Below are 4,592 nucleotides of genomic sequence, written 5' to 3' on the forward strand. Positions count from 1 at the left end.
CCCCCGGTGCCCCCGGCCGCGACCTGGCAGCCGCGTCCGCGGAACCCCCGCAAGCGCGGGCCGATCCTGTTCTGGTGGACCGTGGCGCTGGCCGCGCTCGGCATCGGGGTGCTGGGCATCGCCGACCTGGCCGGCGCCGGTGTGGACGACTCCGCCTACCCGGCCCTGGTCCTCGGTGTCAGCGGCGTGATGCTGCTGGTCGGCGCGTTCTACGGACGGGCGGGGGGCATCATCGCCCTCGGTCTCATCGCCGCGCTCAGCACGGCCGGCGCCACGGCCAGCAGCCGCTGGGACGAGCGCGTGGTCCGGATGCCCGCCTCCGCGGCGCAGGTCCAGGACCGCTACGAGATCGGTGCGGGTGAGCTGGTCCTCGACCTGACCGACGTGACCGACCTGCAGGCGCTCGACGGACGCACGATCGAGGTGCGGGCCGGGGCCGGCAGCATCGAGGTCAAGCTCCCGGAGGGTCTCGACGTCGACGTCGCCGCGAACGTCGGTCTCGGTGACGCCGAGGTCTTCGGCGACCGGCAGGACGGCGGCGGGGTCGACATCACCGGGTCGCACGACGGCGGCGTCAGCGCCCCCGACATCGACCTGGACATCGAGCTCGGGCTCGGCGAGATCGACGTCAACGTCGTGACCTCGTCAGGCAGCACGACCGGCCGCACGACAGGAGAGCTCCGATGAGCGAGACGCACAGCGAGCCCGGCGCGTTCGCCGCCGGTCGACACCCCGTCAACATCGGGCACCTCGTGATGGGCCTGGCCTTCGTCGCGATGGTGGGGATCTGGTCCCTCGTCGTCAACGACGTGGTCGGCGACGAGGAGATCAACTGGCTCCTCCCCGTGCCCTGGGTGTTCGCCGGCCTCGGTGGCCTGGTGGCCCTCGCGGTCAGCGGCAGCCGCAGGCACGCGACCCGAGCCACCGGCTGGGTCGACAGCTCCGTCCCGGCGGAGGTCGAGGACCCGGCCGAGGCCAGCGAGACCGTAGAGACCACCGAGACCGCCGAGACCGGGGAGCAGGCCCAGGACGACCGGGCCTGAGCTACCCCACCACCCGTGCTGGCCGCCAGGCATCCCTGGCGGCCAGCGCCAGGTCCGGGTGGTCGCAGAAGACGCCGTCGACCCCGGCGTCGAGCAGCACGGCGAGCTCGCCGGCGGCGTCGCCCCGGCGCTCGGGATCCTCACCCCGCCGGAAGCGAGGTGAGAGGAAGCGGTTCTCCTCACGCAGGGTCCAGGCGAGCACCTGCAGCCCGGCCAGGTGGGCGTGGTCGACCAGCGCCTCGGCCAGGCTCGGGCGGCCGAGCAGCCGCACCTTGGCCAGGCCGACCGCGTCGGCGTACCGCGCCACCGTGCGCAGGCCGCGGGGAGACACCAGGTCGTCGTAGGTGGTGGGGTCGCCGATCGCGGCCAGGTCGGCGGGGGCCCCGGACGCCTCGACGAGCTGCACCAGCCGCAGGTCGGTGCGCTCGCGCAGGCGGTGCAAGGAGGTCGGCTCGAAGGACTGGAGGTGCACGCCCGACTCGCGCCGGTCGAGGCCGTGGTCGCGCAGGGCGGCCAGCACCGCGCCCTCGAGGTCCAGTCCCGACCCGGCCAGGCGGGACGAGTCCTTGAGCTCGAGGTGCAGGCCGATCCGCCTCCCCAGCCGACGCGACTCCGACGTCACGAGGAGCAGCAGCTCGTCGAGGGTGATGATCTCCTCGGCACCGTCCCACCGGGTGTTGCGCGGCCGGGTCCCGGGGATCCGCTCGACCGTCCGCAGGGTCTTCAGCTCCGCCAGCGTGAGGTCCTCGACCCGGCGGCCGGCGAGACCGGGGTGGTCGGCGATGTCCGTGGTGGCGGCGAGATCCGGCTCGTGCCGCACGACGACGACCCCGTCACGGGTCATGACCAGGTCGGGCTCGACGGCGTCCACGCCCATGGCGATCGCCAGCAGGTAGGACGACCGTGTGTGCTCGGGTCGGTAGCCCGGCGCCCCGCGATGCCCGATGATCGTGGCCACACCCCAAGGAGAGAGGCACGGGATGGCGACGCGGCGGAGACGACGTGAACGCCGGGTGAGCACCGGATGGCAAGGTGGAGCGCCGTGACCCTCCCCCGCATCGGTTCCCTGGTCCCGCTGCCGGTCGCCGACCACGCCCACCTGCTCGCGCCTCCGGTCGCCGACGCCCTGGTCTCGTGGGCGCACTCGGACGAGGTGGCCGTCGTCGAGATCGACCCGGACGTCGCGGACACGGCCGCGATGAGCGCGGCCTACGACCTGCCGATGGCGACCGGGGCCAACTGCGTGGTCGTCGCCGGCCGCCGCGACGGCGAGGAGCGGGTCGCCGCGTGCCTGGTGCGCGCCGACACCCGTGCCGACGTCAACAACCTGGTGAAGCGGACCCTCGACGTCCGCAAGGCGTCGTTCCTCGCGATGGACCGGGCCGTGGCCGAGTCCGGCATGGAGCACGGCGGCATCACGCCGATCGGCCTGCCCCCGGGGTGGCGGGTGCTCGTCGACCCCCGGGCGCTCGAGATCGAGGTGGCGGTGATCGGGTCCGGGGTGCGCCGGTCCAAGCTGCTCGTGCCGGGCCACCTGCTGGGTGTGCTGCCCCGCGCCGAGGTCGTCGAGGGCCTGGCGGGTACCGCTCCCGGATGAGTCACCGGGACGCCGACCGCGACGACGGCAGGGACGAGACCGAGACCGAGCGCGCGGACCGCAAGTGGAACGACATGCTCCAGGAGCTGCGCGTGATCCAGACCGGCGCCCAGCTGACCGCCGGCTTCCTGCTCACCCTCCCCTTCCAGGAGCGCTTCGAGGACCTGACCACCGGGCAGAGGAACTCCTACCTGGTGCTCGTCGTGCTGGCGGCGGTCATCACCGCGATGGTCCTGTCTCCCGTCGCCATCCACCGGCGGCTCTCCGGCCGCCAGGTGAAGGACCGGCTGGTGCGGGCCTCGCACGTCATCATGCGCACCGTGCTGGTCCTGATGGCACTGCTGGTGACCGGCATCGTGACGTTCCTGTTCGACGTCGTGGTCGACCGGACCGGCGCCGTCGTGGTCGGTGGGTCCCTGGCCGTCCTCCTGGCGATCCTGCTCCTCGCCGTGCCGCACGCCCTCGTCGACGACTGACCCGGCAGACTGTCCGCGTGCGGGCGGGACCAGGACGTGGCCTAGTCGTCATCGTGGCGCTGCTGCTCGCCGCCTCCGGCTGCGGCGACGACCGACCCGCCGAGACCGCGCCCGAGCCCGAGCCCACCCCGTCCGACACCGGGGTCCCGACCATCACGGCCCTGCCGGTGCCCGAGGAGCCGCCGACCGGGACGCTGATCGCCGACATGCGCCAGTCGTCCCGGGACGCGGCGGCGGGCCGGATGGAGGTGTGGATCGACAACGACACGACCGAGGACGTCACACCGACCCGGATCACCTACACCGACCCGCGGTTCCGCACCGCGCTCGAGGGCGAGCGGCTCCGCGAGATCCCGGCGCAGTCCACGCGTGGCTTCCCGCTCTACCTGCCCGCCCGACCGACCTGCGGCTCCTCCAACGACGTCCCGGTCGTCCTCGACGACCCCCTCGGGACCATCACCGTCGAGTACGCCGGCGCGACGCAGACCATCCAGGTCGAGGACTCCACCGACGTGGCCGGCCGCTACACCCGGGCCCGCTGCCTGGAGATGGCGATCGGCGACGTGGCGACCCTGAGCTGGTCGGACCAGGTCACCGACGGCGACCCGACCCGCACGCCGGTCGGTGGGGAGGGCGTGCTCGAGCTGGTGCTCGTCCCGACCGGCCGGCCGGGAGCCGATCTCACCATCGACACGGTGTCGGGGACGCCGATCCTCTCCCCTGTCGGTACGGACGCGTGGCGGCCGGGCGTCTCCGTCTCGGGCACCGACGGGCCGCTGCGGGTCCCGCTGCCGCTCAAGCCGACCCGCTGCGACGCGCACGCGTTCGCCGAGTCCGGTGGCGCGACGGCGTTCAAGATCGGTCTGACCCTCGGTGGGGAGCCCGGCCAGATCACCCTGCGGATGACCCCCGAGGGAGCCGCCAACGCGATCGCCTTCGCGCGTGCGTCCTGCGGGATGCTCGAGACCGTGGACGGCGGGGTCGAGGGGTAGCCCAGGCTGCCGCGGAGTGGCCGGAAAACGATTGGGACTCCGGGACTCCGCTCCGTAGCCTCAGGTGGTGCGCCGCCTCCCTCTCGACCACCCAGGGACCGCGGACCACCGGACTCCGTGGCGGTTCCTGCTCTGGCTCGCCAAGGGACAGTGGCGCACCCTCCTGGGCGGCGCCTTCTTCGGCATCCTCTGGATGAGCAGCCAGGCGGTGATGCCGTTCGTGATCGGCCGGGCGATCGACCGCGGGGTCGCCGACCAGGACGGCCGGGCCCTCCTCACCTACGCCGGCGTCATGTTCGGGATCGGGGTGCTGCAGGCGGGGAGCGGGATCATGCGGCACCGGTTCGCGGTGACCAACTGGCTCACCACGGCCTACCGGGTCGTCCAGCTGACCGGCCGGCACGCCGTGCACCTCGGCGGCACCCTCCCCCGCAAGGTCTCGACCGGCGAGGTGGTGGCGATCGGCACCAACGACATCTCCCAC

At 73.3% G+C, this 4,592-nt stretch carries 6 protein-coding genes and 1 pseudogene; 6 read left to right on the forward strand and 1 reads right to left on the reverse strand.

Annotated elements, in window-relative coordinates:
• Positions 1-687, forward strand: a 687-nt coding sequence (locus tag JHD21_RS20835; protein WP_292679320.1) for a LiaF domain-containing protein, incomplete at its 5' end; no start/stop codon positions are given.
• Positions 684-1,043 (forward strand): hypothetical protein, encoded by a 360-nt coding sequence (locus JHD21_RS20840; protein WP_292679322.1) that lies wholly within the window; start codon positions 684-686, stop codon positions 1,041-1,043. The genes JHD21_RS20835 and JHD21_RS20840, both read left to right, overlap by 4 nt.
• A gap of 1 nt (position 1,044) precedes the next feature.
• On the opposite strand, the gene JHD21_RS20845 is transcribed toward JHD21_RS20840, so the two are convergent.
• Positions 1,045-2,001 (reverse strand): glycerophosphodiester phosphodiesterase family protein, encoded by a 957-nt coding sequence (locus tag JHD21_RS20845; protein ID WP_292679326.1) that lies wholly within the window; start codon positions 1,999-2,001, stop codon positions 1,045-1,047.
• A 66-nt stretch (positions 2,002-2,067) separates the two neighbouring features.
• On the opposite strand from JHD21_RS20845, the gene JHD21_RS20850 reads away from it, so the two are divergent.
• The 4 genes and pseudogenes from JHD21_RS20850 to JHD21_RS20865 form a co-directional block, all read left to right on the forward strand.
• The gene (locus tag JHD21_RS20850; protein ID WP_365696419.1) at positions 2,068-2,640 is read left to right on the forward strand and encodes a YbaK/EbsC family protein; all 573 of its coding nucleotides are present in this window, start codon (positions 2,068-2,070) and stop codon (positions 2,638-2,640) included.
• Positions 2,637-3,116, forward strand: coding sequence for a DUF6328 family protein (locus JHD21_RS20855; RefSeq protein ID WP_292679332.1), 480 nt, complete (start codon positions 2,637-2,639; stop codon positions 3,114-3,116). The genes JHD21_RS20850 and JHD21_RS20855 overlap by 4 nt, the downstream gene beginning before the upstream one ends.
• Positions 3,117-3,133: 17 nt before the next feature.
• Positions 3,134-4,108, forward strand: coding sequence for a hypothetical protein (locus tag JHD21_RS20860; RefSeq protein WP_292679335.1), 975 nt, complete (start codon positions 3,134-3,136; stop codon positions 4,106-4,108).
• Between the two features lie 67 nt (positions 4,109-4,175).
• Positions 4,176-4,592: pseudogene (locus JHD21_RS20865) on the forward strand (ABC transporter ATP-binding protein); the annotation flags it as partial.

The sequence above is a fragment of the Nocardioides sp. genome (assembly GCF_016462705.1).
Lineage (GTDB): Bacteria > Actinomycetota > Actinomycetes > Propionibacteriales > Nocardioidaceae > Nocardioides.